General features: G+C 66.6%; 26 protein-coding genes and 1 pseudogene. 12 read left to right on the plus strand and 15 right to left on the minus strand.

The window, feature by feature from the left end:
- The 3 genes from JOZ00_RS17620 to JOZ00_RS17630 form a co-directional block, all read right to left on the minus strand.
- Nucleotides 1-941, minus strand: a 941-nt coding sequence (locus JOZ00_RS17620; RefSeq protein WP_293345822.1) for a MoxR family ATPase, incomplete at its 3' end; no start/stop codon positions are given.
- Nucleotides 938-1420, minus strand: coding sequence for a hypothetical protein (locus tag JOZ00_RS17625; RefSeq protein ID WP_293345824.1), 483 nt, complete (start codon nucleotides 1418-1420; stop codon nucleotides 938-940). The genes JOZ00_RS17620 and JOZ00_RS17625, both read right to left, overlap by 4 nt.
- Nucleotides 1417-2373 carry a DUF4129 domain-containing protein gene (locus tag JOZ00_RS17630; RefSeq protein ID WP_293345826.1) on the minus strand — a complete coding sequence of 319 codons (957 nt, stop codon included), beginning with the start codon at nucleotides 2371-2373 and terminating at the stop codon, nucleotides 1417-1419. Before JOZ00_RS17630 ends, JOZ00_RS17625 begins: the two co-directional genes overlap by 4 nt.
- Before the next feature lie 154 nt (nucleotides 2374-2527).
- Between JOZ00_RS17630 and JOZ00_RS17635 the strand changes: the two genes are divergently transcribed.
- Nucleotides 2528-3919 carry a 13E12 repeat family protein gene (locus JOZ00_RS17635; protein WP_293345828.1) on the plus strand — a complete coding sequence of 464 codons (1392 nt, stop codon included), beginning with the start codon at nucleotides 2528-2530 and terminating at the stop codon, nucleotides 3917-3919.
- Nucleotides 3920-3963: 44 nt separating this feature from the next.
- Nucleotides 3964-4569: a class I SAM-dependent methyltransferase gene (locus JOZ00_RS17640; RefSeq protein WP_293345830.1), complete on the plus strand. Its 606-nt coding sequence runs from the start codon at nucleotides 3964-3966 to the stop codon at nucleotides 4567-4569.
- On the opposite strand, the gene JOZ00_RS17645 is transcribed toward JOZ00_RS17640, so the two are convergent.
- Both JOZ00_RS17645 and JOZ00_RS17650 read right to left on the minus strand, forming a co-directional pair.
- On the minus strand, nucleotides 4566-5435 hold the full coding sequence (locus tag JOZ00_RS17645; RefSeq protein WP_293345832.1) for an SDR family NAD(P)-dependent oxidoreductase: 870 nt from the start codon (nucleotides 5433-5435) through the stop codon (nucleotides 4566-4568). The two genes, JOZ00_RS17640 and JOZ00_RS17645, sit on opposite strands and share 4 nt — an antisense overlap.
- Nucleotides 5432-6034: a TetR/AcrR family transcriptional regulator gene (locus JOZ00_RS17650; protein WP_293345834.1), complete on the minus strand. Its 603-nt coding sequence runs from the start codon at nucleotides 6032-6034 to the stop codon at nucleotides 5432-5434. The genes JOZ00_RS17645 and JOZ00_RS17650 overlap by 4 nt, the downstream gene beginning before the upstream one ends.
- An 89-nt stretch (nucleotides 6035-6123) precedes the next feature.
- Here JOZ00_RS17650 and JOZ00_RS17655 point away from each other — a divergent pair, with 89 nt between their 5' ends.
- Both JOZ00_RS17655 and JOZ00_RS17660 read left to right on the plus strand, forming a co-directional pair.
- Nucleotides 6124-7275 carry a phosphotransferase family protein gene (locus JOZ00_RS17655; RefSeq protein ID WP_293345836.1) on the plus strand — a complete coding sequence of 384 codons (1152 nt, stop codon included), beginning with the start codon at nucleotides 6124-6126 and terminating at the stop codon, nucleotides 7273-7275.
- Entirely contained in the window at nucleotides 7275-8390 is a 1116-nt protein-coding gene (locus JOZ00_RS17660) for a hypothetical protein (RefSeq protein ID WP_293345838.1), read from the plus strand. The genes JOZ00_RS17655 and JOZ00_RS17660 overlap by 1 nt, the downstream gene beginning before the upstream one ends.
- Here the strand turns inward: JOZ00_RS17660 and JOZ00_RS17665 are convergent.
- On the minus strand, nucleotides 8373-9755 hold the full coding sequence (locus tag JOZ00_RS17665) for an LLM class flavin-dependent oxidoreductase (protein ID WP_293345840.1): 1383 nt from the start codon (nucleotides 9753-9755) through the stop codon (nucleotides 8373-8375). The genes JOZ00_RS17660 and JOZ00_RS17665 overlap by 18 nt on opposite strands.
- Entirely contained in the window at nucleotides 9752-10990 is a 1239-nt protein-coding gene (locus tag JOZ00_RS17670; RefSeq protein ID WP_293345893.1) for an MFS transporter, read from the minus strand. The genes JOZ00_RS17665 and JOZ00_RS17670 overlap by 4 nt, the downstream gene beginning before the upstream one ends.
- Before the next feature lie 203 nt (nucleotides 10991-11193).
- On the opposite strand from JOZ00_RS17670, the gene JOZ00_RS17675 reads away from it, so the two are divergent.
- Entirely contained in the window at nucleotides 11194-12543 is a 1350-nt protein-coding gene (locus tag JOZ00_RS17675) for a flavin monoamine oxidase family protein (protein ID WP_293345842.1), read from the plus strand.
- On the opposite strand, the gene JOZ00_RS17680 is transcribed toward JOZ00_RS17675, so the two are convergent.
- Entirely contained in the window at nucleotides 12533-13486 is a 954-nt protein-coding gene (locus JOZ00_RS17680) for an alpha/beta hydrolase (RefSeq protein ID WP_293345844.1), read from the minus strand. The genes JOZ00_RS17675 and JOZ00_RS17680 overlap by 11 nt on opposite strands.
- Nucleotides 13487-13644: 158 nt before the next feature.
- On the opposite strand from JOZ00_RS17680, the gene JOZ00_RS17685 reads away from it, so the two are divergent.
- On the plus strand, nucleotides 13645-14985 hold the full coding sequence (locus JOZ00_RS17685; RefSeq protein WP_293345845.1) for an NAD(P)/FAD-dependent oxidoreductase: 1341 nt from the start codon (nucleotides 13645-13647) through the stop codon (nucleotides 14983-14985).
- A 1-nt stretch (nucleotide 14986) separates the two neighbouring features.
- Here JOZ00_RS17685 and JOZ00_RS17690 read toward each other — a convergent pair whose 3' ends face one another.
- The 3 genes from JOZ00_RS17690 to JOZ00_RS17700 form a co-directional block, all read right to left on the minus strand.
- The gene (locus JOZ00_RS17690; RefSeq protein ID WP_293345847.1) at nucleotides 14987-15382 is read right to left on the minus strand and encodes an STAS domain-containing protein; all 396 of its coding nucleotides are present in this window, start codon (nucleotides 15380-15382) and stop codon (nucleotides 14987-14989) included.
- A 324-nt stretch (nucleotides 15383-15706) separates the two neighbouring features.
- Nucleotides 15707-16783, minus strand: a complete 1077-nt coding sequence (locus JOZ00_RS17695) for a helix-turn-helix transcriptional regulator (RefSeq protein WP_293345849.1) — start codon at nucleotides 16781-16783, stop codon at nucleotides 15707-15709.
- A gap of 50 nt (nucleotides 16784-16833) precedes the next feature.
- Entirely contained in the window at nucleotides 16834-18018 is a 1185-nt protein-coding gene (locus JOZ00_RS17700; RefSeq protein ID WP_293345851.1) for a glycosyltransferase, read from the minus strand.
- Between the two features lie 212 nt (nucleotides 18019-18230).
- Between JOZ00_RS17700 and JOZ00_RS17705 the strand changes: the two genes are divergently transcribed.
- A complete protein-coding gene (locus JOZ00_RS17705; protein WP_293345853.1) occupies nucleotides 18231-19139 on the plus strand; it encodes a chemotaxis protein CheB in 909 nt (302 codons plus the stop codon).
- Here JOZ00_RS17705 and JOZ00_RS17710 read toward each other — a convergent pair.
- The 3 genes from JOZ00_RS17710 to JOZ00_RS17720 are packed head-to-tail and all read right to left on the minus strand — an operon-like array spanning nucleotide 19136 to nucleotide 22794.
- Entirely contained in the window at nucleotides 19136-20977 is a 1842-nt protein-coding gene (locus JOZ00_RS17710) for a CheR family methyltransferase (RefSeq protein ID WP_293345855.1), read from the minus strand. The two genes, JOZ00_RS17705 and JOZ00_RS17710, sit on opposite strands and share 4 nt — an antisense overlap.
- Before the next feature lie 55 nt (nucleotides 20978-21032).
- Nucleotides 21033-21785: an STAS domain-containing protein gene (locus JOZ00_RS17715; RefSeq protein WP_293345857.1), complete on the minus strand. Its 753-nt coding sequence runs from the start codon at nucleotides 21783-21785 to the stop codon at nucleotides 21033-21035.
- Nucleotides 21778-22794, minus strand: a complete 1017-nt coding sequence (locus tag JOZ00_RS17720) for a chemotaxis protein CheB (protein WP_293345859.1) — start codon at nucleotides 22792-22794, stop codon at nucleotides 21778-21780. The genes JOZ00_RS17715 and JOZ00_RS17720 overlap by 8 nt, the downstream gene beginning before the upstream one ends.
- A gap of 82 nt (nucleotides 22795-22876) precedes the next feature.
- On the opposite strand from JOZ00_RS17720, the pseudogene JOZ00_RS17725 reads away from it, so the two are divergent.
- Nucleotides 22877-23080, plus strand: a pseudogene (locus JOZ00_RS17725) (hypothetical protein); the annotation flags it as partial.
- 89 nt (nucleotides 23081-23169) lie between these two features.
- Nucleotides 23170-23427 carry a Rho termination factor N-terminal domain-containing protein gene (locus tag JOZ00_RS17730; RefSeq protein WP_293345863.1) on the plus strand — a complete coding sequence of 86 codons (258 nt, stop codon included), beginning with the start codon at nucleotides 23170-23172 and terminating at the stop codon, nucleotides 23425-23427.
- 7 nt (nucleotides 23428-23434) lie between these two features.
- On the opposite strand, the gene JOZ00_RS17735 is transcribed toward JOZ00_RS17730, so the two are convergent.
- The gene (locus tag JOZ00_RS17735) at nucleotides 23435-24001 is read right to left on the minus strand and encodes a hypothetical protein (protein WP_293345865.1); all 567 of its coding nucleotides are present in this window, start codon (nucleotides 23999-24001) and stop codon (nucleotides 23435-23437) included.
- Nucleotides 24002-24098: 97 nt separating this feature from the next.
- Here JOZ00_RS17735 and JOZ00_RS17740 point away from each other — a divergent pair, with 97 nt between their 5' ends.
- From JOZ00_RS17740 to JOZ00_RS17750, 3 genes are read left to right on the plus strand one after another with little or no spacing between them, the layout of a single operon-like run.
- Nucleotides 24099-24824 (plus strand): glycosyltransferase, encoded by a 726-nt coding sequence (locus JOZ00_RS17740; protein WP_293345867.1) that lies wholly within the window; start codon nucleotides 24099-24101, stop codon nucleotides 24822-24824.
- On the plus strand, nucleotides 24821-25762 hold the full coding sequence (locus JOZ00_RS17745) for an acyl-CoA dehydrogenase family protein (RefSeq protein ID WP_293345869.1): 942 nt from the start codon (nucleotides 24821-24823) through the stop codon (nucleotides 25760-25762). The genes JOZ00_RS17740 and JOZ00_RS17745 overlap by 4 nt, the downstream gene beginning before the upstream one ends.
- 6 nt (nucleotides 25763-25768) lie before the next feature.
- Nucleotides 25769-26542: a PIG-L deacetylase family protein gene (locus JOZ00_RS17750; RefSeq protein ID WP_293345871.1), complete on the plus strand. Its 774-nt coding sequence runs from the start codon at nucleotides 25769-25771 to the stop codon at nucleotides 26540-26542.
- The last annotated feature ends 1 nt before the right edge of the window (nucleotide 26543 follow it).

Here is a 26543-nt window from a genome sequence, read left to right on the forward strand (position 1 = left end):
ACCGGCAGGCGGCGCAACAGCTCCTCGATGACGTCGGCACCCTGGATCTTTCGCACCCACATCTCCGGGCGCAGGGTGATGCGGTGCGCGACGGCCGGCACCGCAAGCGCCTTGACATCCTCGGGGATCACGTAGTCCCTGCCCAGCAACAGCGCACGGGCGCGGGCCAACTGGACGAGGTCGAGTTCGGAGCGGGGGCTGGCGCCGACCGCCACCTGCGGATGGTGCCGAGTGGCATTCGCCAGCGAAACCACATAGTGCAGAACGTCTTCGTGCACGGTCACCTGTTCGACCGATTCGCGCATCGCCAGCAGGTCGTGCGCATCCACGACTTGATTGATCGTCGGCTCGGCGGAACCGCGCTCCAGGCGTCGGCGCAGCATCGAGGTTTCGTCCCGTTCGGAGAGGTAGCGCAGTTCCAGCCGGATCGCGAATCGGTCGAGTTGCGCCTCGGGCAACGGATACGTGCCCTCGTACTCAATCGGATTGTCGGTGGCGAGCACGACGAAAGGTTTTGGCAGGATGTGCGTTTCGCCGTCGATGCTCACCTGGCCTTCGGCCATCGCCTCCAGCAGCGCCGCCTGGGTCTTGGGCGGAGTGCGGTTGATTTCGTCGGCCAGCAGCAGGTTGGTGAAAACGGGCCCGGTGCGGAACGCGAAGCGGCCCGACTGCATGTCGTAGATGGTGGAACCCAGCAGGTCTGCGGGCAGCAGGTCCGGCGTGAACTGCACCCGGGTGAACTGGAGCCCCAGCGCCGCGGCGAACGACCTCGCGATCAACGTCTTACCGAGCCCCGGCAAGTCCTCGATGAGAATGTGGCCGCGTGCGAGAACCGCGGTGAGAATGAGCGTCAGCGCCGATCGCTTCCCCACCACCACACGTTCGATTTCGTCGAGCACCGCCTCGCAATGTGCGGTGGTTGTCGCGGCCGGGAGTGTCATACCTGCTCCAACTTTCGCAGAATCTCTTCCAGGGCACCGCGCCCCGGGCCGGGGTGGTGGTCGCCGCTACGCGACACGTTGTTGGGGTTTACCCACTCCCACAGTTCGGCGCCGAACAGCATGCGGCCCGTCGCGTGGTATGCCGCGGGGTCCTTGGATTGCCTTTGCCCGGTGGTCATTTCGTAGCGACGCGCCAGCATTGGACGCAGATGGCGGTCCCAGTCCCTTCGGGTGGACTCCGACCAACGGATCGTCGTCTCGGTGGCCGAAAGCCAGCGGCGCAGCGAATCCCCGATTTCGTCGGCGTCCGGCTCGGTCGCCTGGTCGGGGTCACGCCCCAGGACACGACGGAGACTGAGCAGCGCCAGCGTCAGGGCGACACCCGAGGCCGCCAGCACGAAACGATGCGCGTGCTGTACGAGCGCCAGTAGCTCCATTGCGATGATGAGGACAACCCCAAGGGCGACAGTTCTTTTCATGCGGGGCTCCTCGAACCCAGTTCGTCGAGGACCAACTGAAGCACGCTCACCGCCATGTCGCGATGGCCTTCGTTCATCACGTGCGGGCTGAACCGCGCCTCGGCGAACAGATTCACCAACTGCACTGCGTTGTCGGCATGCAACGCATGATGCTCGACCGCACGGGCCAACACCTCGGTCGGGGTGTCGAAGTCCTGCGGGACGGCGCCGGGCACGTTCGCGAGCTCGCGTTCCATCGCCGCGTAACAGGCGATGATCGCCTCTCGCGGTTCGCGATTGGGGTCTGCCATCTCGGCCAGCCCCCGCTCGGCCGCACGAACGAGCGACTCCGATTGCGTTGGCGGCAAGGGTGTTTCGACAGGATCGTCGCTCAGTGTGCTTGGCGGAGGCTGCGCGCGCCACCGCCGCCGCGACATGACGACGGTGCCCGCGACAAGCAGAAACAACATCGGGACGGTGATCACCAGCATTACCCCGAGCACGTCCCCACCGTTGTTGCGCGGATGGTGCTGCTGCGGTGGCGGTGCGCCGGGGTGGGCCGCGGGCTGCGAACCGGTATCCGACTGGGATGGTGAGGACCCGATGCCATGGCCCGCCACGAGGCGGGACAGCAGCAACACGAGCAGCAGCCACGCCACGATCACGCCGAGCCCGATGAGCACGACCCGCCAACTCGGTCTGCCCTTGCCGGTGCCGAGCATCTCGGACAGATCGCCGGCGCGCGGAGCCGCCGCACGCGGGTCTCGCAACCGCGCGATGACCGCGATCCCTACCAGCGCGGTCGTGGCGGCCAGCGTCCCCACCACAAAGAGCAGCGCCGCCCGGCCACTACCCGGCTCGCTGCGCACGGCCTGGTGCGGAACCGGTATGTATCCGCGCAGCGCGGCAGTGACGACGAGCAGCAGCACGGCCAGGGCGACGACCCGCCCCGTGGGTTTGTCCAAACCAGGCATTGGCATCCCGCCGGCCGGTTTGTCTGCCGCCGTCGCGGCACCGGCTAGCCCCATACTGGCACGTCAGGGGCCTCGTTATCCACAGTCGGCGGTTCATCCACAGATCCGGTTTCAAGGCGTGTTTGTCGAACATGCGTTCGATACTCTCGATCACGTGGGTCAGATCGTGAACGAAGATCAAGCGCGAGAGCGGATCGGTGCCGCGCTCGACGCGATCGACGTCGCCCACGATGTGCTGCGTGGAACCTCGTCGGATGTGGTCGCCAACGCCTTCCGCATCGAGGTCGCCGAGCGGCTGGAGAATCAGCACCGCATCAACCGCGGCTTGATGTACCGGATTTTCGGTGAAATCGCCGACCCGCCCGACGGGGCCGGGTTCGTGCCCGCAGTCCGCGACAAGCTGTGGGCGCGGCTGCGCATCACGCCGAAGGAAATCACGCGCCGCTTCAAACTCGCGGCGCGGATCCGGCCGCGGCGCTCGCTGACCGGGCCGCCGCTGCAACCCGAGTTGCCAGAGTTGGCGCTGGCGGTGGAAGCCGGCGGGCTCGGGGAGGACCACATCCGGGCGATCTGCGAAGCCATGGACACGTTGCCCTCGTGCGTCCCATCGGCAGCTGCCGCGGACGCCGAACGCACTCTGGTGGAGCATGCGGCCAAACTCGACGCCGCGGTCATCACCAAGCTCGGCCAGAGGATCGCCGACTACCTCAACCCGGATGGCCAGTTCACCGACGTCGACCGGGCCCGCCGGCGCGGACTGCGCTTGGGCCCGCAGGGGCCCGACGGGATGTCGCGGCTGTCCGGACTGCTCGACCCCGAGGCACGCGCCTATCTCGAAGCCATCGAAGCGGCCGTGCGGCCGGGCCGCCATCTACCCGACGGCGCGGGTACAGATCCCGACACGCGCGACGAGCGCACACCGGCCCAACGTTGCCACGACGCATTGAAACTCGGCCTCGAAGCCGCCATCGCCTCCGGTGGGCTGGGGACGCACCGCGGCCATCCCGTCACGGTCATCGCCACCACCACGTTGACCGAACTCAATCAAGCGGCACACGCGGTCCTCGACTCGTCGGTGCCGATGCCGGTACCCGCGAGAACGGGTGGCGGTTCCAGGCTGCCGATGCCGGACCTGATTCGCATGGCAGCCAAAGCGATTCACTACCTGGCCGTGTTTGACGAGCACACCGGCCGACCGCTGTACCTCGGTCGCCAGAAACGGATCGCCACTGCCGACCAGCGAATCATCTGCCATGCGCGCGACCGCGGCTGCACACGGCCGAACTGCCTGGAACCGGGCTATCACTGCGAAGTTCACCATGCACCGGATTGGGCGAACGGCGGCAGCACCGATGCGGACAAGCTGTTCTTCGCCTGCGGATGCGACCATGCCGCGGCGAGCCGCGACGAATGGCGCACCGCGGTCACCGACAGCGGGCGACTGGGTTGGACCGACGGGAACGGTCCGCTGGAAATCAACCACGCGCACCATCCCGACGAACTTCTCCGCGGCGATCCCGATCCGCCGGAACGAGGGGGCAATTGAGCTGGGTTCTACCGAAGCGCTCCGCCCGGTGGGACACTCGGCATGTGCCGCCATATCGGGATGTCGACGCGTACAACGACCGTGCCGACGGTTACGAACACGGCTGGCGCGGTCGCCTGCACCACCAGATCGTCGACCGAACCGTCAGCCTGGCGGTGGCGACCGTCGCCGCGCCTGAGCGCATTCTCGACGTGGGATGCGGGACCGGTTATCTGCTGCGGTCGCTGGCTCGCCGTTACCCGGACGCCAAGCTGTTGGCCGGCATCGACGCGGCACCGCAAATGATCACGGCCGCACAGGCTCTCGCCGACGACGATCGTCTGAGCTTCACCCGCGGGGTGGCCGAGGAGATCGGCCACCCCGACGGAACATTCGACTTGGTCGTCAGCACAACGTCATTCGATCACTGGTCCGACCAGTTGGCGGGGCTCGTCGAGTGCGCTCGGGTGCTGCGGCCCGGCGGTCGGCTGGTGCTCGTCGATCAGTTGTCACGCTGGCTGGTGCCGACGCTCGCGGGCACTCGTCGCGGCAAGGCCCGCACCCCGCACCGCGCCGAGCGTCTGCTGGCGCAGGCGGGATTCCAGTCCGTGCGGTGGCACAAGGTGCACACCATGATCATCAACGGGGCGACCGCGACGAAACCGGCCTAGCCCAGCTCGAAGGGCCGGAAGCTGCCATCGAGCACCTGAAGATGGCCGATCGTGCGTCCCGTGACCTTGCCGGGATCGACCAGGGTCAATTCCACTGCCGCTTGGGCGAATTCGTCGGCCGAGGCGGTGTCGTCGAATCCGCCGGCATAGTAGGAGAGCCCGGGCGTGAGGATCGGCTTCGACGGCGACAACGCGTTCACCGTGATGTTGTGGTCGGCGAGGTCGAATGCCGCACACTGAGTGAGGTGTTCCAGCGCCGCCTTCGAACCGCCGTACCCGGGCAGGACTCCCCCGCTGCGGTCGGGGTAGGGCCCGTCGCCCGGCAGCCTGGAGGCGACCGAGGTCACGTTGATGATCGAGCCGCCGCCCACGTCCAACATGTCGGGGCACACCAATTGCATCAGCTCGTAGGCGGCGAACACCGCGATGTCGAAATGGCGGCGATACGCCTGCAACGGTGTGCTGACGAACCCGAGCCAGCCCGGCTTGGCGGCCGACACCGGCTTCGCCGACTTCGCACGCGGCGCGGCACCGGGCACCGGCGGACGTCCGGGGGCGGTGAAGGCCGCGTTGTTGATCAGGATTGTGATGGCGCCCAAGTCATCTCGGGCCGATTCCACCAATCGGGCGATGTCCTCGCGGTCGGTCAGGTCGGCCCGGACCGCCATCGCGCGACCGCCCGCTGCCTCGATGTCGGCGACCGTCTCTCCGATGGTCCCCGGCAACCGGTCGTCCCACACCTCTTCGGTGCGCCCAGCGACCGCCACCGCCGCACCCTCGCCCGCCAGCGCCAGCGCGATCGCCCGGCCCAGGCCGCGGCTGCCGCCGGTGACGATCGCGGCCCGGCCCGTAAGGCGCCCCGTCATCGGGTCACCCCATGCACGACGATGGCGGTGGTCTGATCCACCCACTGTTGGTCCAGTTCTTCCTCCGGGCGCAACAACATCCGCAGCATCGTCGCTCCCCCGATCAGTTCGATCAACCGGTCGGGGTCCACATCGGGATGCGCCTCACCCCGGTCGACGGCCTCGCGCAACCGCACCCGCACCGCGATAAACAGGTCGGTGAACCGCGCCATCACCCGGGCGTTCAAAGCCGGATCGGCCGTCATGTCGGCCACCAGACCGGGCAGGGCGGCGCGAACCACGGGCGTGGTGAATACGTCGCGGGTGGCCTCGATCATCATCCGCAAATCGGCGGCGATATCACCGGCCGGGGCCTCCAGCGCGCTGGGCGCCGTCGGAAACGCTGCCTCGTGCACCAACTCGGCCTTGCTCGACCACCGGCGGTAGAGCGCCGATTTCGTAGTCCCCGCGCGTTCGGCCACCGCGGCCAGGCTGAGGTTCGAATAGCCGATTTCCACGAGCAATTTTGCCGTCGCCGATAGGATGGCCGAGTCGATGCGCGGGTCCCGCGGTCGGCCGGCCCCCGGGGCCTTGTCAAGGGCGGACTGGTCTGCTTTCATAACGCTACCTACCGTATCGTAATTGCCGCGCAGAAGTCTCGAAGACCAGAAGTCTCGAAGACCAGAGTCTCAAAGATTGGAGGCACCACGTGGCCAACGAACCTGTGCTCGATAAAGTCGACCGACTTCAGCGCTCCAGCCGAGACGTCACCACCCTGCCGGCGGTGATGTCGCAATGGCTGTCGACCGTGCTGCCCGGCGGGGCAACACCCGAGGTAACCGTCGAAAGTGGCATCGACTCCACGGGCATGTCGTCGGAGACCATCATCCTTACCGCGCGTTGGCAGCAGGACGGGCAGCCGATCGAGCAGAAGCTGGTGGCCAGGGTGGCGCCCTCGGCCGACGACGTACAGGTCTTTCCGACCTATCGCCTCGACCATCAATTCGAGGTGATCCGCAGGGTCGGCGAACTCACCGACGTCCCGGTTCCCCCGGTGCGTTGGCTGGAGCCCACCGGTGACGTGCTGGGCACGCCCTTCTTCGTGATGGACTACGTCGACGGTGTGGTGCCGCCCGACGTCATGCCGTACACGTTCGGCAACAACTGGTTCGCCGACGCACCCGCCGAGCGCCAGCGCGAGCTGCAGGACGCGACGGTCGGCGTGCTGGCGAAGCTGCACTCGATCCCGAACGCCGAGAACACGTTTGGATTCTTGTCCGAGGGGCTCGACGGTGACTCCGCGCTGCGCAGGCACTTCAACTGGGTGCGGTCCTGGTACGACTTCGCGGTGCCGGACATCGGCCGTTCGCAGCTACTGGAAAAGACGTTCGCCTGGCTGGAAGACAACTGGCCCGCCGAGGTGGCCGCGGCCGAACCCGTGCTGCTCTGGGGCGACGCCCGCGTCGGCAACGTGTTGTACCGCGACTTCCGACCGGTGGCGGTGCTGGACTGGGAAATGGTGACGCTCGGTCCACGAGAACTCGATGTGGCGTGGATGATCTACGCGCACATGGTGTTTCAAGAGCTGACCGGGCTCGCGGGAATGCCGGGACTGCCCGACGTGATGCGCGAATCCGACGTCCGCGCCACCTATCAGCGACTGACCGGCGTCGAAACCGGCGACCTGAACTGGTTTTACGTGTACTCGGGCGTGATGTGGGCCTGCGTGTTCATGCGCACCGGCGCGCGGCGGGTGCACTTCGGCGAGACCGAGAAGCCCGAAAACGTTGAATCACTGTTCTACCACGCTGGATTGATGCGACGTCTGATTGGCGATAGTCTGATCGGAGAGGACCAGTAATGCTCGGACCGCTCGACGAGTTCCCGGTACACCAGATCCCCCAGCCGATTGCGTGGCCGGGCTCCTCGGACCGCAACTTCTACGACCGCTCCTACTTCAACGCCCACGACCGCACCGGCAACATCTTCGTGATCAGCGGCATCGGCTACTACCCCAACCTTGGCGTGAAGGATGCGTTCTTCCTCGTCCGGCGCGCGGACACCCAGACCGCGGTGCACCTGTCCGACGCCATCGACCAGGATCGGCTCAACCAGCACGTCAACGGATACCGGATCGAGGTCGTCGAGCCCCTGAAAACCCTGCGGCTGACCCTCGACGAAACCGAAGGTATCGCAGCCGATCTCACGTGGAAGGGCTTGTTCGACGTCGTGCAGGAACAGCCGCACATCCTGCGGACCGGCAACCGCGTCACCCTGGACGCGCAGCGTTTCGCGCAACTCGGCAGCTGGAGCGGGCACATCAGTATCGACGGCGAGAAAATCGTGGTCGACCCCAACACCTGGATTGGCAGTCGCGACCGGTCGTGGGGCATCCGCCCGATCGGCGAGGCCGAGCCTGCGGGCCGGCCCGCCGACCCGCCCTTCGAGGGCATGTGGTGGCTGTACGTGCCGATGGCGTTCGACGAGTTCGCGATCGTCCTGATCATCCAGGAGGAGCCCGACGGGTTCCGCTCGCTCAACGACTGCACCCGGATCTGGCGCGACGGTCGCGTCGAGCAACTCGGCTGGCCGCGGGTCAAGATCCACTATCGGTCCGGCACCCGCATTCCCACCGGCGCCACGATCGACGCCACGGCTCCGGACGGCACCGCGGTGCACTTCGATGTCGAGTCCAAGCTGCCGGTGCCCATTCACGTCGGCGGCGGCTACGGCGGCGACTCGGACTGGACGCACGGCCTGTGGAAGGGCGAGAAGTTCGTCGAACGGCTGACCTACGACATGACCGACCCGGCGATCATCTCGCGTTCGGGCTTCGGCGTAATCGATCACGTGGGCCGCGCGGTGTGTCGTGACGGTGACGGATCCCCGGTCGAGGGCTGGGGCCTCTACGAGCACGGCGCGCTGGGGCGCCACGACCCGTCGGGGTTCGCCGACTGGCTAACCGTCGCGCCCTAACCGGCCTAACCGATACCTCGCACCCGGATGGTCATCCGGCAGTAGCGGTCCCGGGTTACCCAGCCGTTCGCGCAGCGTGGAGCGCGGCACCTGTTCGGGCACTCGGCCCCGTCGACGAAGTTCTGGCACAACGAATTTCGCGAAGTCGACGAAGGTGCCCGGCGTCGTCACGTAGGCCAGGTTGAAGCCGTCGACGTCGGCCTCGTCGACCCAGCGCTCGAGCTCATCGGCCACTTCCACCGGCGAGCCCACCAGGACGGGGCCGCGGCCGCCGATGCCGATCTCCTCGGCCAATTCCCTTGCGGTCCAAGTGCGCTCGGGAGTGGTGAACGAGGCCAGCGCGGACCTGTTGGCGTCGGTCTCGCTGTACCGCAACGGATCATCGTCGCCGAGCTCGGCCAGGTCGACCCCGGTCCAGCCGCCGAACAGGGCGAGCGCGCCGCTGGTGCTGACATACTTGCAGTACTCGTCGAGCTTGGCGACGGCCTCCCCGTGCGTCTCGGCGACAATCGGGGTGACCATCGTGAATACCTTGATGGACCGCGGGTCGCGGCCCAGTTCCGCTGCGGCCGTGCGTAATGCGCGCACCGGACCGCGCACGGTCTGCGGCGTCGGGCCCGAGATGAACGCCGCCTCGGCATTGGCCGCCGCGAACTTCACGCCCCGCGGCGAGGCGCCGGCCTGGAAGAGCACCGGCGTCCGTTGCGGCGACGGTTCACACAGGTGCGGACCGGGGACCGAGAAATACCGGCCCTTGTGCTCGATGTCGTGCACCTTGGCCGGGTCCGTGAACACGCCGCGCTCCCGGTCGCGGACGACGGCGTCGGACTCCCACGACGCCTCCCACAGCTTGTAGCAGACCTCGAGGTACTCGTCGGCGATCTCGTAACGCTGGTCGTGTGGAATCTGCGCGTCCAGGCCGAGATTGCGTGCGGCACTGTCCAAATACGACGTGACGATGTTCCAGGCCACCCTGCCGCCGGTGAGGTGGTCCAGCGTCGACAGCCGGCGCGCCAGCGAGTAGGGCTGCTCGTATGTCAACGACAGCGTGATGCCGAACCCGAGTGTCTCGGTCACCGCCGCCATCGCCGAGACGGGGACGGTCGGGTCGTTGACCGGGAACTGCGCGGCATCGACCACCGCCGCATCTCGCGAGCCGCCGTACACGTCGTAGGCGCCCAATACATCGGCGAGGAACAGCGCGTCGAAGCCGCCCGCCTCCAGGATTCGGGCCAGCTCGGTCCAGTACCCGAGCCCTTTGTACCGGTAACCCTGATCGTCGGGATGGCGCCACAGACCGGCCGACTGATGCCCGACACAGGCCATGTCGAACGCGTTGAGAAAAATCCGGCGCGTCGCGGTCATCCGATCTCCTCCGAGCGGGTCTCGGGCGCCACCCACGCCGAAACCGTTGTGATGGCCGCCAGCACAGCGAAATATCCGACGATCAGCCAGGGGCTGCCGCCGCCGGCGGCCAGCAGCGCAGCGGCGATCAACGGCGAGAAGCCCCCCGCAAGCACCGCGCCAATCGCGTACCCCAGCGACGAGCCACTGTAGCGCACCCGGGTGTCGAAAAGTTCGGCAAACCAGGCGGCCTGCGGTCCGTACATCGCGTCGTGAACGATGTTGATGCCGAAGACAATTGCCACCACCACGGCGATCGTCGAATGACTTCCGGCCGCCAGGAAGAACAACGTTAGAGCCACGACGCCGGCCAGGGCTCCGAAAAGATACGGTGGCCGCCGGCCGATTCGGTCCGACAACCACGCCCACCCCGGGGTGCTGACGAATCCGACAGCCGACGAGATCGACACCGCGATCAACCCGGTCCCGCTGCCCTTGCCGAACGAATCCTGCAGATAGGTAAGCGAATACGTGGTCAGGAGCACGAACAACCCGATCTGCGAGAAGCGCAGGCCGGTGGTGATGAGCACGCTGCGCGGCTGGCGGCGCAGCACCTCGACCACGGGCAGCCGCACGAGCTCGTCGTCGTCCTTGAGACGGTCGAACACCTCCGCATCGGTGAGTTTGAGCCGCAGAAACAGCCCTAACCCGACCAAAACGGCACTGAGCAGGAAGGGGATCCGCCAGCCGTAGGCCAAAAAGTCGCTCGGGCCGGTGATGCTGCGGGTCGCGTAGAAGATGGACGTGGCCAGCAGCATGCCGGCGGGGGAACCGAGTTGGGTGAAGCTGCCGAACAGCCCGCGCTGACCGGGCGGTGCGTGTTCCACCGACAACACCGCGGCGCCGCCCCATTCGGCACCCACGGCAAGTCCCTGCACCACCCGCAGCGTCGCGAGCAGGCTCGGTGCGAGCAGCCCCGCCTGGGCATAGGTCGGCAGCGCGCCGATGAGAGTGGTCACCAGACCCATCACCACCAGCGCGCCCACCAGCATGGCTTTGCGGCCCACTCGGTCGCCGAAGTGGCCCGCCACGAGCGCGCCGATCGGCCGGGCCCCGAATCCCGCGGCGTAGGTGGCGAATGAGGCCAGCGTCCCAGCCGTCGGCGAGATGTGCGGGAAGAACAGGGGCTTGAACACGAGCGCGGACGCGGTCGCGTACATGTAGAAGTCGTACCACTCGATGGTGGTCCCGACCATGCTGCCCAGGGCGACGGTGCGCAGACTTGGTCTCTTGTCAGCCGTTGAGGCCGGGTCGGTGGCGATCACGTGGTGGCACAGTAGCCAATGTTTCGACGTCAGGCTATGTTTGCCGTCGCTGTGATGCGAACGGCGCGCGCACCGAGGAGACCGGCGGTGAAAAATCGCCCTACGATACGGCGAGAACGGGTTTACTAGACCGCGTGACAAACCCGCCGAAGACCGTCGACGTTGTCGTGGTCGGGGCAGGCTTTGCTGGGCTTGCCGCCGCCCGTGAGCTGGCAAGACAGGGCCACGACGTGCTGTTGTTCGAGGGTCGCGACCGCGTCGGCGGCCGGTCGTTCACCGGCAGCGTCGCGGGCTTACCGGCAGATCTGGGCGGCACTTTCGTCGGTCCGACGCAGGACGCCGTCCTGGCGCTGGCGGCCGAACTCGACATCCCGACCATCCCGACGCACCACGACGGCAAGAACCTGATCCACTGGCGCGGTTGGACTCATTCCTATCGCGGCACCATTCCCAAGCTCTCCCCCACCGGACTGATCGACATCGGCCGGTTGCGTTGGCAGTTCAACAGGATTGCCCGCGGCGTCCCGGTGGGGGCACCGTGGGACGCACGCCGTGCGCGCGAGCTCGATCGCATCTCGCTCGGCGCCTGGCTGAGCTCGGTGCGCGCCACCGCATCGTCACGCGACCTGCTCGCGATCGTGGCCCGGGTGACCTGGGGATGTGAGCCCGACGACGTGTCGATGCTGCACGCGGCCCGCTACACGCACGCGGCCGGCGGGCTGGACCGGCTGCTCGACGTCGAAAACGGCGCCCAACAGGACCGTTTTCCGGGCGGCACCCAGCAAATCGCCGAGGCCGCGGCCGCCGAGCTCGGTGATCGGGTCGTGCTCAACGCGCCGGTCCGCCGCATCGACCGGCACGGTGCGGGGGTCACGGTCACCACCGACGTGGGCGAGACCGAAGCCGGGTTCGTCATCGTCGCCATCCCGCCGGAGCATCGGGCATCGATCGAGTTCGTTCCGCCGCTGCCGGCCGAGTACGAGCAGCTTGCCCGGCATTGGCCGCAGGGCCGGCTCAGCAAGGCCTACGCGGCCTATTCGACCCCGTTCTGGCGGACCAACGGCTTTTCCGGACAGGCACTTTCCGACAAGGGACCCGTCTTCATCACCTTCGACGTCAGCCCGCACCCCGACGGACCGGGCATCTTGATGGGCTTCGTCGACGCGCGCGCGTTCGACTCACTGACCGCCGAACAACGTCAGCGCGACACATTGCGTTGCTTCGCAACTCTTTTCGGCGATGACGCGCTCAAGCCCCTTGACTATGTCGATCAGCGTTGGGGCGCAGAGGAATTCGCCCCTGGCGGCCCCACCGCAGCGGTACCGCCAGGATCGTGGACCCGATTCGGACCATGGTTGCGGGAGCCGGTCGGACCGATTCATTGGGCCGGCACCGAGACCGCGGACGAGTGGACCGGGTTTCTCGACGGCGCGGTGAGATCCGGTCAGCGGGCGGCCGCCGAGATCATCGCCGCTATGAACTGATCCGGCGCGTGTGCGCGTCCGTCACCGATTCGGCGAGCGCGCGCAGGTGTCGGTTGACCTCGCGCGGCCGTTCGAGCATCGAGCAGTGGCCGCCGGGCAGTTCCACCAGGTCGACGACGTTGGGTGCGCTGCGCGCGATGCGGCGGGACTGGCTGATCGGTGTCAACCGATCGCGTTCGCTGCCGATGACCAAGGTCGGGACTGTCAAGCCGTCCAGGTTCAGGTGTTCAGATCCCAGGGACGCAACCAGCGCCCGCGCGCAACCGGCCCGCCCCGCGAGCGGGGTGCGCTCGAAGAGCTCGTAGATGAGCTTGGCGACGCGCGGGTCGGCATCCCTTCCGGTCGCCAGCGTCGCGACCAGGTAGCGACTCGGGATGCGAGCGCCGGGCGGGATCGCGAATCCGCCGAAAGCGTTGACCAGGGCTCGCGCGGCCAGGATTCGGGCCGGCGACAAACCGCCCGGCACCCCTAGCAGCTGGACCTTGTTCAACAGGTCGCCGGTGGTGGTGTTGATCAGCGCGACGGCGGCGGCGCGCCGCCGGACCTTGTGCTGATAGCGCGCCGACCACGCGGAGATGGTGATGCCACCCATCGAGTGCCCCGCGATCACGGCGCGCTCGTGCGGCGCCAGTGTCGCATCGAGCACCGAATCCAGATCGGCGGCAAGGTGTTTGAGGCTGTAGTCCTTGAGCCGGGGCACACCGCTTTTCCCGTGGCCGCGGTGGTCGAACGCGATTACCCGGTAGTCGTCGGCGAGGTCGGCGATCTGGTATGCCCACGCGCGGATCGCACAGGTGATGCCGTGCGTCAACACAATCGGGAAGCCGTCGGGCGGACCGAAGACCTCGGCATGCAACCGGGTGCCGTCGGCCGAGCGGACCGTCACGGTTTGGCTGGGCGGCAGCGTGTGCGGGAATACGTCAACCGATCGTCGAGCACTCATCGCCGCTCCCCCTTCGGACGCGGCACCGTTGCCGCAGTAAGGATGCCGCAATTTTATCCCGAAGTCCGATTTCGGTCCGGTAAATCGACCGCAAAGAGACGGCCCGCAAAAAAGACCCCGCAAAAAGATGATGTGAGACGCTGACTCCCGTGTCCCCGATGACCCGTCGGGATTTCTTCGCGGCAACGACGAGCCTGGTCGGTGGCGGACTTGCGGGCGCATGCGCGTCGAACGACCCTCGAAGGCCGGATACCCTTCCTGTCCTCATCGTCGGGGCGGGGATGGCGGGCCTGTCGGCCGCGCGCAGCCTGGTCGACGCGGGATTTCGGGTGCGGCTGCTCGAGGCCCGCGATCGCATCGGCGGCAGGGTCTACACCGACCGCGGCTGGGGCACGCCACTGGAGATGGGCGCCTCGTGGATCCACGGCATGACGGACAACCCGCTGGTGGAACTGGCGCATCAGGCGGGAGCTGAGCTGGCGACCACCGACTACTACGGGTGGGCCAAACTCGTGGTCGATCCGCGGTTGGGACCGCTGGACTACGACCCGGCGAGGTGGCGCAGGTTCGTCGAACAGGCTCGTTCCCGGGCCGACGGCGGCAGCCTCGCCGCGGCCGTGAAGGCCGCCGGCGCAGGGCTTTCCGAAGCCGAAAACGCCGAGCTGGCTTTCTACCTCACCACCGAGATCGAAAACGAATACGGCGCCGACACCGACCAGCTCTCCGCCGCCACCTTCGACAAGGGCGACTACTGCGGCGGCGATCAGGACGTCATCACGAACGGCTACGACGCACTCCCGAGGCTGCTTGCCCAGGGGCTCGAAATCGTGCTGAACACAGTGGTATCCGGTGTTGAGCTGAAATCCGACACCGTCGTCGTGCGCAGCAAGGACCGGTCCTTCGAAGGATCGGCCGCGATCATCACCGTCCCCCTCGGGGTGCTGAAATCCGGTGCGATCACGTTCGATCCGCCGCTGCCGAAGGGGCATGCCCGGGCCGTGAACGCGCTCGGCGTCGGCGTGCTCTCCAAGAGCTTCTTTCGGTTCGAGCGGCGCACCTGGAACGTGGACAACGCCTTCTACCAATACCTTTCGGCCGCACCCGAGCTGTGGTCGCAATGGTTCACGTCGCCGAGCGCGGCCGGGCCAATCGTGTTGGCTTTCAACGCCGGCGAGCACGGCCGCTTCGTGGAGTCGGCTCCCCCGTCGGACCTGATCGCCGGCGCATTGCCCGTCGCGCGCCGGCTTTTCGGCAGCGATGTCTCGCTGACCGAGGTCAAGACGTCCAATTGGGCGACAGACCCATATGCGCGGGGCGCCTACTCTTTTCACACGCCGGGCTCCGGCCTGGACGACAGGCGCCGGCTACAACAGCCGATCGGAGACCGGCTCTTCCTCGCGGGCGAGGCCGTCGGAGTCGACAATCCGGCGACCGTGACCGGCGCCGTATCCAGCGGCCGATATGCCGCCGGCCAGTTGATGCAGCGACTGCGTGGCTGACTCAAGAAGCGACGTCGTCGATTCGCGCTGCCGTTATGCGCTGCGGTTCTTGTTGTCTGGCCGGACCGTAGACGAACCGACGGTGCGCCCGGATGACTGTCTCGATGTATCCGAGGGCATCGTTGACCGAGTCGACGATCGGCAGACCATGATCCGGTACCACCTGCGTGATCCGGCGCAGCGCCGAGCCGTCGACCACGCCGCAGTAGATCTGGGATTGCCGATGCTCGACGTTGCAGACCAGCAGCGCTTGCAGCCCCGCGCCGCCAAGGAAGTCCAGGCCGCCGAGGTCGAGGATCACGGGAGCCTTCAGCCGCGAAAAGTGCCGAATGCCTTCTGCCACCAGGCCGGCGTTGGCCGCGTCGATCTCGCCGCTGATCCGTAGAACGGTGGCCAAGCTCCGAGTGTGGACATGCAATTGCGCTCCGGCGCAATCGATTTGGTAGCGGCTGCGCGGTTGCCCGAGCAGCCGGGGCGTATGTCGGTCGGGTGAAGCGGTCATGTTGATTTGCGCCCTTCGAAGATGGAAGAGACCAGGGCGAACGACGTCGGTGTCCCAGTAGCGCCCGTGATACCGGCAGCTGTGGATTCAACCTGCCTACAGACTACCGCCTGTATCGGTCCGGGGTGTTGCGAAGCGGAGACGGCCAGACGGCACAAACCACTTGAAATAGGGTCTCAATCAGGCGTTTTCAATGAAATCGTCGTGAACGTAACGGTCTCATGACGACGAGGTTGTATGCCTCAGCGTGGTGTGCGGGCTTTGGCCGTAAGTCTGCCGGTAGAGCACGGCGAATCGGCCGGTGTGCGCGAAGCCCCAGCGCTGTGCGATCTCGGTGACGGTCGTGCTGGACGTCGATCCACCGATCAGGTCCTGATGTGCGCCGCTGAGCCGGACAGAACGCATGTATTCCGTCGGTGTGGTGCCGAGTCGGCGCCGAAACAGATACTGCACCGCCCGCGGCGTCAAATGCACTGCGGCCGCAACGTCGTTGATGCCGACTTCCCTTGCGGCGTGTCGGTTGATGAAAGACACGGCGTCCTTGAGCGATTCCGGCATGTCGGGTTCGTCGGCCAGTTGCTGCTCGGTCGCCGTGGACGGAAAGCACTCCAGCAGCGCGCCGGCCAACAACGGCGCCAACCCCGCGATGATCAACGGTTGCTGGGCCGTATCCGCGGACGTCAACGTCAAAGTCACGTAGTCGAGCGCTCGCTGCCATGCCCGCACGGCGGAGCGCGAACGCGGGTGCCAATCCAGGAAGTGTGTCTGTGCAAGCAGCGGCGGACGCCAATCCGCGGCGACTTTGCGCATTGCGTCGGCCGCGATGCTCACCACGTCGAACCTGGCACCGCTGCACTGCAGCGCACACGACATGCCATCTGCGACCAGCACCGGGGCGTCCACTCCCACGTACTGACCGCTCGCAACAGCGATTGACCCCGCACGCGGTTGGATCACAAGGATCATGTCGGACGCCGGAATCTCGAAGGCCATGCGTCCCTGAATCATCACGTCGTCGATGGTCAGCAAACCGGCTTCGCAGCGCCGGTGGGAGGCGGCCGAGCGACTCGTCAGGCCGGTGACCCGCCAGCCGGGGCTGTAGGCGCCGGCGAAGAATTGGCGGACGCCCCGCGAGTCGATGGTCCGAGCCTGGTCGTACCGCGCCGCGGCCGGCCCGCGGCCCGGCCGCACCGAATCATTCCCAGGGGCAATACGAGCGGGGCTCAAGCCGGATTGCGTCGTGTCAAGCCATTGACCGACTGCGGCGGGGCTCGCTTTCTCCGTGATGCTCGTCATGGTCGTTGAGTCGACTCCATTTATGGGTCGTGCGCGACGTAATTATTGCATCAATGAGCGCGCGCCGATTGGAAGTTCGCTGAAGGTGCCGAACGCTCCTCGGCAATTTGTCGGTAGATATTCAGAGCGTCGAGGGCAATCCTGTCCCAGGCGAAGCGGGATATCGCACGACCGCGGCCGGCCGCGCCCATGCTTTCGCACAGAAATCGCTGGTTTAGCACGTTTCTCAGCGCCGCGGCCAGCCCACGGGGGCTTTCCGGCGTCAACAGAAAACCGGTGACGTCGTCCACGACCGCGTCGGTCAGGACGCCGACGGGCGACGCGATCACGACGACCGCGCTGGCCATCGCCTGCAGCACAGCTGTCGCGCGCGGCGGCTCGCGCGGCGTGCACGCGACCACATCCGCGGATCGCAGCAGCTTCGGCAGCTCGTCGTCTGCGACGGTGCCCGCGAACCGGACCCGGTCGGCGATCCCTAACTCGGCGGCCTGACGCTGCAACGCGGTGCGCGCCGCGCCGTAATCACGGTTGCTGACCTCAGTCTCGGCCACCACCAGCTCCGCACCCGGAACCCCGGGCAGGGTGCCGATCACAATGTCGAAACCATTGTGCGGCAGTGGGTTTGGTGCCAGGCAGACAATGCGATGGAGATCGGTACGAGGGAGCGCCGGGCCCGTCGGGGTGTACCGAACCACATCAACACCGCACGTCAAAACGGAGACCCGCGTCCGGCCATGGCGTAGCCGGGTCAACGCATCGACGTCTGCTGCACTCTCGCCGGTCACCCACGACGCGCTGCGTACCAGGAGCGGTTCGATGCGCATGCGCTCCATTTCGCCGGGCTCCTGCCCGCCCGCATGCGGTTGCGACGTCGCGGCAAGCCCTTGGAAGCTCTGAACGGTCGGCAGGTTCAGCCGCCGGGCGGCCAATTGAGCCGCCAAGCCCCCCAGCCAACCGTAAGCGTGCACGACATCCGGCGGGTTCGGCGTCCACTCACCCTCGAGTGTCGCCGCCCAGTCCCCCACAAACGGCAGCACGTCGGCGGCAGACGTCACGTTCCGGGGGCCGACGGGCATCGCGAGCGTGTGGTACCCGTTGGCGCTCGTCTTCGCGGGCTTGCGACCCGTGCGGCGGACGCAGGCGGTCACCTCGTGCCCGCCCGCCGCAAGAGCGGCGCATAACTCCTGGGGGTCGTCACCGACGAGGTCATCAGCGCTGACGATCGCGATCCTCACAAACAAAGCCCCCTTTTGAAGTCGCTGCGCTCCAAATCCTCCCTTGAAGCCCGCTGCGCGCCCTTACCACTTGGCATCGCCGCGTACCCGTCTTAAGTGCCGGTCAAACGCCGGTGTTTCGCCCGCCGTACCCGGGTTTCGCATAGCGGATTTCCGGTGCGAGCCCAGAAACGAACGAATGACCGCCGAAGCTGCCGAAAGGCCGTCGGCGGGTGGACACTTTAGGGGTGGTGGCCAATGCGAATCACTCGGTGGTCGAGCTGGTGGCCCTGGTGGCATCGGCGGGCGGATTAGAGGCGTTGTCGACGGTTTTGCGGGACCTGCCGATCGAACTTCCCGCCGCCATCGTCGTGCAACAACACCTGGGCGGCCACGACAGCGTGCTGCCGGCGATCCTCGGCCGCCAGGCGGCGCGTCAGGTCGCCTGGGCACGAGACGGCCAGGCCCTCGCGCCGGGAGAGGTGGTCGTCTGCCCGCCGGGAATGCATCTGGAGCTGACGCTGGACGGCGGCTGTTTCTTGCGCGCGATGGGAGACCTCGCAGAACGTCGGTTCGACGTGATGCTGTCATCGTTGGCCAGGTCGTACGGGCCTCGGGGCATCGGAGTGGTGCTTTCGGGCTCCGGCCAAGACGGCGCCGTGGGGACCGCCGAAATGAAGCGCGCGGGCGCAATCGTCATCGCGGAAAGCCCCGAGACTGCCCAGTATCGGTCCATGCCGGTAGCGGCCGCGCGGGCTGGCGCCTACCTGGTGCTACCCGTTCAGGAGATCGGCCGCGTCGTGGCCGACATCGTCGAGGGTGCGCCGCTACCCGAACCGTCGCCGCGTGACAGCGCCGCTGACGCCGGACCGATGGACAACGGCGACCCGAACAGCGATTTCCCCCAGCTGTGGCCGAACAGCGTGAACACCGCGACAACCCGCGGCGAGTTCGCGCGACTGCGCGCCGTCGAGCTGCGGCGCAGGCGCCAGGACCTGTCCTCCGGGTTTGGGGCCACCGCCCAGACGGTGGCCACGGCGCAACGCAGGGCCGACGAGTCACGCCGCCGCGCCCAGCTTGCTCACCAGGCGGCCGAAGAAGCGGCCGCGCGGTGGGGTGAGCGACTGCCGATCCGCTTCTAGCTGAGGACCTCCATCAGCAGCAGCGCCCCGCCGACGGTTCCCTCGCTCGACCGGAACGAAGTGCACGTGACGCGTACTCGGGCCTGACGGCCACGCCTGTTGACGGCGTCGACCACCGTCTCACCGAAGCTCTCTGGGTCGACGAACGCGTTGCCGATCAACGGCCGCACATCGTCGAGGGGCAGCCCAATGTCCAGCGAGGTCAACCTGGTGCCCGACGTCTCGTCGGCCCGTAGCCCCCAGAGGTCTTCGCAACCCCGGTTCCACAGGATCACCTTCATCTCCCGGTCCACCACGACCATGCCCATCCGGACCGAGTCGATCAGCGAATCCAGGAAATGCTTGGCCTCGTCCAGCTCCAAAGTGCGGTCGCGCAGCATGTCATTGATGGTGTGCAGTTCATCGTTGGTGGACTGCAGTTCCTCGTTCATCGTCTCGAGCTCTTCGTTGGTGGACTGCAACTCCTCGTTGGTGGTCTCGAGTTCCTCGACCGTGGACTGCAATTCCTCGTTCGTCGTCTCGAGTTCCTCGTTGGTGGACTGCAGCTCCTCGTACGCCGCCTCCAGCTGGCGGTTGGTCTGCACTACCTTGTCCAGCAGCGCACGTGTCGCGGTGACGTCGAAGAACACGATCGACACGCCGAGCAGACCGTTTTCGGCGTCGACCAGAGGGTTGACGTGAATCTCGAACCAGACCGTCTCGACGCTGGGTCGCTGCCACTTGACGTCCTGAATACGCGCCGACCGGCGTTCCACCTTGGCTTGTTCGAGGTAGGCGCGCAGCTCGACCGGACGGTAGGAGACCTCGAGATCACGCAGCAGCCGACCGATGTCACGAGCCGACAGGCCAAAAATGCTTTCGGCCTGTTGGTTGATCATCGCGACGGTGTCCTCGCCGGTGACGACGATCTGGGCCACCGGGCTTGCGCGGAATGCGAGATCGCGGACCGTCGCCAGGCCGGGCAGGTCGGCGTGCCGGTCGTAGAACGCTCCCGCGGGGTCGTAGCGCTCGACGCCCGAGTGGCTGCCGGCCGCCTTGCGAAAAATCCGGTGCTTGAGGTTCAACGGGGTGAACCGGTCGCCGTGGCTCAGCAGCATCTCGGCGTGCCCAAGGAACAGTGTGCCCTGCGGCGCGAGGGCAAAATGCAAGCGCCCCAGCACGTTTCGCTGCGTCTCGGCATTCAGGTACATCAGGGTGTTGCGACACACCAGCAGATCCACCCGCGAGATCGGCGCATCCTTGACCAAGTCGTTGCGGCCGAAGATCACCGCACGACGCAGATCTTTGTGGAAGATGTAGCGGCCGTTGACCTGTTCGAAGTAGCGCGGCAGCAGGTCCGAGGGTACCGAGTCGACGGCCTTGGCGTCATAGGCTGCGGTGCGCGCCTCGGTGAGCGCATCCTCGTCGACGTCCGTGGCGTAGATCTTGACTCGCTGCCGAAAGGCCTCGGGTCCCAGCGCCTCGGACAGCAGCATGGCGAGGGTGTAGGCCTCCTGCCCCGACGCGCATCCCGCGCTCCACACCCGGATCGGGTCGTTGGGACCGCGCTCGGCCAACAGGCGCGGAATCACCTCGGTGCTGACGAACTCCCAGGCGTCCGGGTCGCGGAAAAACGAGGTGACATTGATCAGGATGGTGTTGAACAGTGCCGTGAACTCGTCGGAGCTGGCCTGCAGAAGATCGAGATACTCCTCGAACGAGCTGTAGCCCGCCTGATCCATCCGGTGACGGACGCGACGCATCAGCGACGTGCGCTTGTAGCCGGTGAAGTCGAAGCCCCGGGAGTCGCGCATGTAGCGCAGCAGACCCTCGAAAGCCTCGTCAGTCGTGGAGTCCATCCAAATCCCGTCCGGTAAGCGGTTCGCCGAAGGACTTGAACACTACTCGCGATGGTCAGAGCTGATTCTCACTACCGACTAGTGCCCACACCGTCTTGCCTGATGAGGTCGGCGTGGCTCCCCACGAGCGAGCCAGGGCGGAAACGATGGCGAGGCCGGAAACGATTTCCGCTCCGCGGTAGGAGTCTTCGTGCCGGCCGGGCAGCCGGGCGCTGGCGTCCTCGACGGCTACGGTCACGAAATCCTGATAGCTCTCGACGATCAACGCCGGTGCGCTCTCCGTGTGGTCGAGAACGTTTTCGATGAAAACGGTCGCCACGCTGGCCGCGATCGGAATCATCTCTCGCATCTCCCATGCCGTCAGCCAATCGGAGACCAGACCGCGAGCGATAGCGAGGCTTCCCCGCGAGCGGGGCAGCTCCGTGCGAGCGCGCCGACGAAGCTCGAGCCGACGGCGGTGAACTGCCGCGACCGCCAACTCGCTTGTGGCGTAAACGGGCACATAGCGGGCCACCCCGCGCGCGATGATCTGGCGCCGAACCTTCGATTCAGCACACACCAGCACGATGGGCACGTCCGGCCAGATGCTGACATGCCAGCGAGCGCTGGTGAATACCGTCCAGGCCGACGGGGAGGGTGTGGACAGGCGGTCGACATCGACGATCACCGCGGGCGGCTCGTCCAGCGCGGCCTTGATCACGATGTCGCGGACTCTCCGATACGTTGAGCTGTCCAGCACCCCCTCCGCCGACAAGATCGGTATGTCCTGGTGCACTACTACGTCGATCCGGATCGCTTGCCTAGCCATCGGCATCAGCCCAATCGGGCCCGGCTTCCGCCAACCTCTCGGTGAGCACCGCCAGCGCCCGCTCGGCTTCCTCGGCGATAGTCATGTAACGGCGTGCGACCAGACCGGTGCCCGCCTTGTCGGCCAAGCCGCGGGCCAGTCTGGCCTTCTCCTGCAGGCTGCGGACCGCTACCCACAGCGCGCCCTCGACCTCGTCGTCACGGGCGGTGAGCAACGCTTCGGACGTCCAGGCGTGGCCGACCTGGCAGCGGAAATTACCCACGCTGACGGATACCAGCGAGCCATTGCAATCCGGGCAGACATAACCGGATGGCGCACCCAGCTTTTGGGTGTCGAAGTCTGTCGAGAACCGCGACATCATGGCGATGCGATTCTCTAGTTCCATGGAGGTGTCACGTTCCATGTCTGGATCCTTTATTTCTCGGTGCGACAGTTCTTTGAGGACCGCGCCGATACCGGCCGCGGTGGATTGACGATCCACCACGCCGGCCTCAACCGCGTTGGTCGGCATCGCCGGGAACAACGCGTCGTCCGGCGACTGACTGATGGTGATCCCACCGCGCGATTGGATCGCCGCCATCCCGAGCACGCCGTCGTCGAGCACACCCGAAAGCAGGACTCCGATCGCGCGCGGACCGAATGCCAGTGCTACAGAACGGAATAACGCGTTGATGGCCGGCCGATGCCCGTTCTCGGTCGGCCCCTCCGACAGCACCGCGCGGTCATCGACAACCAAAAGGTGGCGATCCGGAACACTCACGTAGATGTGGCCGGGCTCAAGCTTCACGCCATCTCGGGCGGCGGTCGCGGGCAGTGGGCCGGTGCGGTCGACGATGCGCGCCAGGATGCTCGGCGCACCGGCGGGCACGTGCAGCACCATCAGGTAGGCGTACGGCACATCAGACGACAAATTGGCGGCAAGATTCGATAGGGCTTCGACACCGCCTGCCGAGGCACCGATCGCTACTACGCCCCGCAGGTCGCCGTTTCCGTTAGCCGTTTGAACCACCGCTTTCGACTACCCCTAAGAATCGTAGGTAACCCGTCGGGTGAGCAATAGATGTGTGTTTTTACTGATTCCCCAATTAGTTTTTACTGCGTACGGCATCGACCTGCTGCGCACGGCCGGCATCCAGGATCGGTTCGCCGAAGACATCGATGTCGTCAACGACCAGTCCGTCGTCACCACCACGGCCGCCGCCGGCGACCTGTCGGACGACTTTGTCGACGCTATGGCCGACGCACTGGCCCAGCACCGCTGCTGGCAGCGTCGCACGGACCCGGTGCCCGCCTAGCGGAATGGTTTTCACGGCCACCGTTTTTTCTACTACCGGGGTGGGCATCCCTGATAACGGCGATTCATCGCGCGAAAGGAGCACGGACCATGCCGAATCCATCGCTCAAGAACGAGAAGATGTACGAGGATCTGCGCAAGGAGGGTAACTCCAAGGAGAAATCGGCGCGGATCTCCAACGCCGCCGCCGCGCGGGGTAAGTCCGCAGTCGGGCGCAAGGGCGGCAAGTCCGGGTCCTACCAGGACTGGACGGTTTCGGACTTGAAGAAGCGGGCCAAAGAGCTTGGCTTGTCCGGATATTCGAGCCTGACCAAAGACAAGCTGATCGCCAAGATCCGTAACCACTGATTAGGGCTCAGCTCCTCAGGCCGAGCCGGGTGACCAGCACCAAAAAGGCGACCGCGTAGTCGTTGTCGGCGGTCTGCGCTTCGATGCGATCCCAGTCGATGCGTTCGCGGACCGCACGCACCGCCGGCAACAACCTGGCGAAGTCGCAGTGCCGCTCGTTCAGGGCACGCAATTGCTGGATGAGCACGATCGTCGGAGGCAGCACCGGCATTCTGATAGCCAGCACGTCGTGCTCCTCGGCGCAGTCCAGAGTTTCGGCCTCGACCCGCGCGCCGTTGACCCGGTGCAGCACGTCCACCAGCGTCTGGCCGATTCGCGCCTTGAACAGCCAGTCTTCCGGTGGTCGTTCGATGACAAACCCCGAATCGGTGAGGGTGGCTATCGCGTTGTCGACGTCGCACTCGGCCACTACCAGATCAACGTCGTGGCTGGGTTCCGGTGCGCCGCAGGCCCATAACGCATAGCTACCGGCTAGCGCGAAGCGCGGCCCGTTCTCCTTGAGTGCCGACGCAGCGATGCGCAGCGCCTCCCGCAGTCGTTCAGGCGCGTCGGTATGCGTCTCAGTAGATGCCATGCTGCAAAGGGTCATACCCGTCAAGGGGCGAGAACAACCTGAACGACGTCGTTCGTAAGCCTGTTTAACATGCGGTCAATTGGGAAAATCTTGGCTTATGTCAGGCCCTGCGCTTCGCACCTTCGACGCGGCCGCCGTCGTGATTCCCGCTCGCAATGAACGGGCGAAACTTCCGTCGTGCTTGCGCGCGGTGCTGACGGCCGCCCTGTGCGCGCCGGTGCCGGTCACGATCGTGGTGGTGCTCGACGGCTGCGACGATGGCAGCGCGAGCCTGGCCGGCCAGTACGGACCCGATGTGCACTTCATCAGCGCCGACGTGCACAACGTCGGGGCCGCCCGGGCGGTCGGCTTCGGCTATGCCCGCTCGCTGGTCGGAGACGACATCAGGTGCTGGTACGCGACCACCGACGCCGACAGTCGCGTGGATCCCGGTTGGCTGGTCGATCAGCTTGGACTCGGCGTGGACATGGTCCTGGGCATCGTCCGGGTGGCCGACTGGCTGCAGCACGCGGACGACGTCGCCGAGCGCTACCTGGAGTCTTATGGCCAATCTTCCCGTGACGCGGACGGCGACCACGACCACATTCACGGCGCCAACATGGGATTCAGCGCCGCGGCCTACTGGCGCGTCGGCGGCTTTCGCACACTGGCCTCCGGTGAGGATGTCGATTTGGTCGAGCGCTTCGAGGCCGCCGGCTACTCCATCCACCGCGACACCGACTTGTCAGTCACTACTTCGGCGCGAACCCAGGCCCGGGCGCCGCACGGGTTCGCTCACCACCTCAAGCAATTGGGGAGATCGGTGGCGGGTGATTGCGTGTGACGGCGGGGTTGGTCATGCATTGGCTCGAGTCGGGACGACTCGAGTTGCCGCTGCCTGCCTCCGGTCGCACCGCCGAACGCTGGGAACGGCTGGCGGAGCTGGCTGAGGACAACATTGTTGCGGCCCGGGTCGCCGAAGCCCATGTCGACGCTGTCGCGATACTCCACGAGTTGGGCGGCAAACCCCCCGACCCCGGACAGTTGTGGGGCGTCTGGGCGGCCGAGGCACCGGATGCGGTGCTGACGGCCACCGCCAACAACGGCGCGTTCACCCTGTCCGGCACGAAGGTGTGGTGCTCGGGCGCCGGCTTCTGCACCCATGCGCTGGTGACCGCACGGCTCGAGGATGGCAAGCGCGGCTTATTCGCCGTCAACGTGGCCGACTCGCACGTCAAGGCCCTGCCCAGCACCTGGTGGAACGCCGGAATGGCCGGGAGCGATACGCGGCCCGTTCAGTTCACCAACGCCGTCGCGGTTGCCGTGGGCGACCCTGGCAACTATCTGGGCCGGCCCGGATTCTGGCATGGCGCAATCGGCGTCGCCGCCTGCTGGCTCGGCGGAGCGCGCCGGGTGGCCGATCCCCTCTATCGTTGCGCCGCAAGCCAATCGGCCGACGCATATTCGCTGGCGCACCTGGGCGCGGTGGACGCTGCGCTTGCCGCCGGCGACGCGATGCTGGCCGCGGCGGCCGTTGAGGTCGACTCCGATCCCTTCGACCGTGAGGGCAAAGCCCAGCTGCTGGCCCGCCGAGTCCGCACGGTGGTGGAGCACGCCGTCGACGAAGCCATCACCCGAACCGGACGCGCCCTGGGGCCCGGACCGCTGTGCCAAGACGGGAGGCACGCCCAGCGGGTCGCGGACCTGAGCATCTACATCCGACAGAGTCACGCCGAGCGCGACTTGGCCGAACTCGGGCTACTCGCGGGCCAGCGGGGGTGAGAGACCGTGCGAACCGCCTTGTCCGGCAACTGCGTCAAGTTCGCGGCCAAACCGCTGACCCACGGCGGTACCCCGGCACCGTTATGGCTGGCCGCTTTTGAGAACAGCCCGCTGCCGCCGCTGGATCTGACGGAGTGCCGGCGCTTGATCGTCGTCGCCCCCCATCCCGACGACGAAACGCTCGGCCTGGGCGCGATGACCGCCCAGCTGGTCGCGTCGGGCACGGAGGTCCTGGTGGTGTCGGTCAGCGACGGCGGAGCCGCCCACGTCGATGCGACGTCGGCGGACCGGCTTCGCATGGAGGCCACGCGCAAGCACGAATTGCGCAGAGCGGCACGCATTTTGGGGGTTTCAGCGATCGCGTCACTGGGTTTGCCCGACGGCGAGCTGGCTGACCACGAGGACAGCCTCGCCGACTCGCTCACAGAAATCCTGGAGAACGCCGGCCCCCGGACGTGGTGTGCGGCGACGTGGCGGGGCGACGGGCATCCCGATCACGAGGCCGTGGGCCGCGCGGCGGCGGCGGCATGCACACGCACCGGCGTCGCCTTGCTGGAATATCCGATCTGGATGTGGCATTGGGCCCATCCCTTGGACCCGAGCGTGCCATGGGACCGCGCACGTTCGGTGCCGTTATCGATCCGAACGACGGATCGGAAACGCCAGGCCGCGGAATGCTATCGAAGCCAGTTCCAACGCCATGCCGGCGAAACAGCGCCTGTCCTACCGAGTTTCGTGCTCAAACGGCTACTCGCCATCGGCGAGGTGGTCTTCCTGTGAC

The sequence above is a fragment of the Mycobacterium sp. genome, from assembly GCF_019243155.1.
Lineage (GTDB): Bacteria > Actinomycetota > Actinomycetes > Mycobacteriales > Mycobacteriaceae > Mycobacterium.